2 protein-coding genes and 2 pseudogenes are annotated in these 2,689 nt (G+C 63.0%); all 4 read left to right on the top strand.

The features are described from left to right. The first annotated feature begins 125 nt into the window (after window positions 1-125). Window positions 126-749, top strand: a complete 624-nt coding sequence (cas6e, locus tag M3461_03890; protein MDQ3773562.1) for a type I-E CRISPR-associated protein Cas6/Cse3/CasE — start codon at window positions 126-128, stop codon at window positions 747-749. Between the two features lie 59 nt (window positions 750-808). Then, window positions 809-1,015: a 2-oxoisovalerate dehydrogenase gene (locus M3461_03885; GenBank protein ID MDQ3773561.1), complete on the top strand. Its 207-nt coding sequence runs from the start codon at window positions 809-811 to the stop codon at window positions 1,013-1,015. After that, window positions 1,012-1,255: pseudogene (locus tag M3461_03880) on the top strand (type II toxin-antitoxin system HicA family toxin). The gene M3461_03885 and the pseudogene M3461_03880 overlap by 4 nt, the downstream one beginning before the upstream one ends. Further along, a pseudogene (locus M3461_03875) lies at window positions 1,252-1,401 on the top strand (subtype I-E CRISPR-associated endonuclease Cas1). The pseudogenes M3461_03880 and M3461_03875 overlap by 4 nt, the downstream one beginning before the upstream one ends. Window positions 1,402-2,689 lie beyond the last annotated feature (1,288 nt).

Below are 2,689 nucleotides of genomic sequence, written 5' to 3'. Positions count from 1 at the left end.
CCAGGCTGGCCATGCATCGTCATCGACTCCGCTCTTCAGTGTCTCGCTACCTGCACATTATCCCTTAGCCATGACTCGCTGTAAACCACAATTCGCCGTGACAAAGACAATTTTTAGAGGTGCCCATGTTTCTGAGTCGCGTCGAGATCCCCTGGGACGCTGCCCGAAACGCCTACAACTTCCACCGCCGGCTTTGGAAGCTGTTCCCCGGTACACCGAGAGAATCGCGCAAGCACTGGGAAGAGCCCCGACAGGGTTTCCTGTTTCGCATCGAAGAACATCGCCCCGGCCAGGCTGCATGCCTCCTGGTTCAGTCCGATCGGCGGCCGGAAGCCACGGCCGGGCTCGCGGTCCTCGGCGTCCGCGAGTTTCACCCCAGACCCCAGTCCGGCCAGCGACTAGCTTTCCTGCTGACCGCCAACCCGGTCAAGACCATCCTCGACGGCGAGAAAAACAGCAAGCCCGGCAAGCGGTCGGACAAGTGCCGCGTGCCCTTGATTCGAGAGGACGGGCAACGGGAATGGCTCGCTCGCAAGCTCGACGGTGCGGCCCGTGTGGAAGCGGCCTCGGTGCTAGCGCATCCGCCGCTCTATTTCCGCAAGGCCGGTGCCGCCGGGAAGCTCCTTACCGCGACTTTCGAAGGCATGTTGCGCGTAGTCGATCCCGAGGCGCTTAGGCAACTCTTGAAAAAAGGCATCGGTCCCGCCAAGGCCTTTGGCTGTGGACTCCTGCTGGTGCGGCGCCTGTAGTGCATACGGCTGAATGGTTTGCGGGCCCTACAACGATCGCGAGACCCTGAGAGGTAGACATGAGTGAGATCCTGTTTCTGGTCGAAGAAGCGCCCGAAGGCGGGTACACGGCTCGTGCCTTCGGGGAGTCTATTTTCACCGAGGCCGACGATGTCGAATCGCTGAACATAAATGTGCGGGAAGCCGTGCGCTGTCACTTTGAAGAGGGAGAAGCGCCGAAATTGATTCGGTTGCATTTCGTCAGGGACGAAGTGATCGCCTTGTGAAGCTCCCTCGCAACGTTTCCGGGGCGGAGCTTGCGAGACGGCTGCAACGAGTCGGCTATCGGGCAACGCGCCAGGAGGGTAGTCACCTGCGGTTGACGACCGAGGTCCCGACACAACACCATATAACGATTCCACTCCAGAGATCCTCTGCGCGTCGGCACGCTGGCGGCCATCCTGGGCGACGTTGCAAACCACACAAGGCTTCCGCGCGCCGAACTGATCGACAGGCTCTTCTCATGAGCAGCGTATCGTTACCGCCGCTAAGACCCATTCCTATCAAGGAACGGTTATCCATCCTCTACATCGAGAGAGGCCAGCTCGATGTGCTCGATGGCGCCTTCGTGGTCGACAAGAATGGCGTGCGCACCCATATCCAGGTGGGCGGGCGGGGTCACATCGGGGCAGTGTTCCCCGCAGGCGCGGGGGATGAACCGTCGGTCCCCCTATCCGAGGACCGAACCAAGTTCGTGTTCCCCGCAGGCGCGGGGATGAACCGAACCAGGCGGGCGCGGGAAGCGCCATGGTCGCGTGTTCCTCGCAGGCGCGGGCATGGTCGCGTGTTCCTCGCAGGCGCGGGGATGAACCGGACATGGAAGAGGCCCTGGAGCGCTTCGCGCTGGTGTTCCCCGCAGGCGCGGGGATGAACCGACCGCTCAGGGTGCGGAGGCGCTCATCGCCACCGTGTTCCCCGCAGGCGCGGGGATGGGATGAACCGTTCGATGCCGCATGGGCGCAGGACAAAGGCTTGTGTTCCGCGCAGGCGCGGGGATGAACCGTCGTTGCCGGAGTCCGATCCGATCACCGAGATGTGTTCCCCGCGGGCGCGGGGATGAACCGGCGGTTGCCCGTCAAATTGGTTGTCGCGGAGCGGTGTTCCCCGCCGGCGCGGGGATGAACCGAGGTTGTTGTCGCGGTTGCTGACGGTGACCGTCGTGTTCCCCGCAGGCGCGGGGATGAACCGGGGAGCAATGAGGCCAGGACGGTCGGCACGCTGCGTTCCCCGCCGGCGCGGGGATGAACCGTGCTTGATGAGCACCTCGTAGGGCAGCCCCAGCGTGTTCCCCGCAGACGCGGGGATGAACCGTTCTCGCGCGCCGTATCGGAGTGGTTCGCCATGTGTTCCCCGCAGGTGCGGGGATGAACCGGGCAAAGGGTTCTATGCTCTGGGCTCGAAGTCGTGCTCCCCGCAGGCGCGGGGATGAACCGCGTCGGTAGGGTGCGCCGGGAAATCCGGCAAGGTGTGAAGGAGTGAAAGTCTCCGACAGTGAAGGTTTAGCCAACCACACTGGCCCCGAGTCATGCGTTGTAGTCGGTGACGGCTGCGGCGAAGCGTTGACAGGGGAAAGTGCAGGCAGGGTATTGAGCCCCGAAATCAAAGTACTTGCTGGGTGCCGACGCGCTCCTAACACGCGGAAGGCGACACGGTTTGCGCCGGTAGGGCGAGGCGTAGACAGGCCCGGCGGGGTTCGGAGACCCCTGGCATGCACGGAAACATCTTGTACGGGACCCGGGAGGCGCCGCCATTGGCCTTGGGGTGTGGTTGCCCGGGTCCGCACGGAGAACCTAAAAGGGTACGGCCGTGATGCACGATGGTGGCGAGTCGGACAGTTCCATAGTACCGGTGAAGCAACTGAACAAAGCTGAGGCATAAGCCATGATTGTTGGCTATGGTGA

This window comes from Pseudomonadota bacterium (genome assembly GCA_030860485.1).
Lineage (GTDB): Bacteria > Pseudomonadota > Gammaproteobacteria > JACCXJ01 > JACCXJ01 > JACCXJ01.
Note: the sequence above shows the minus strand (reverse complement) of the source record. Positions and strands in the feature narration are given on the sequence as shown.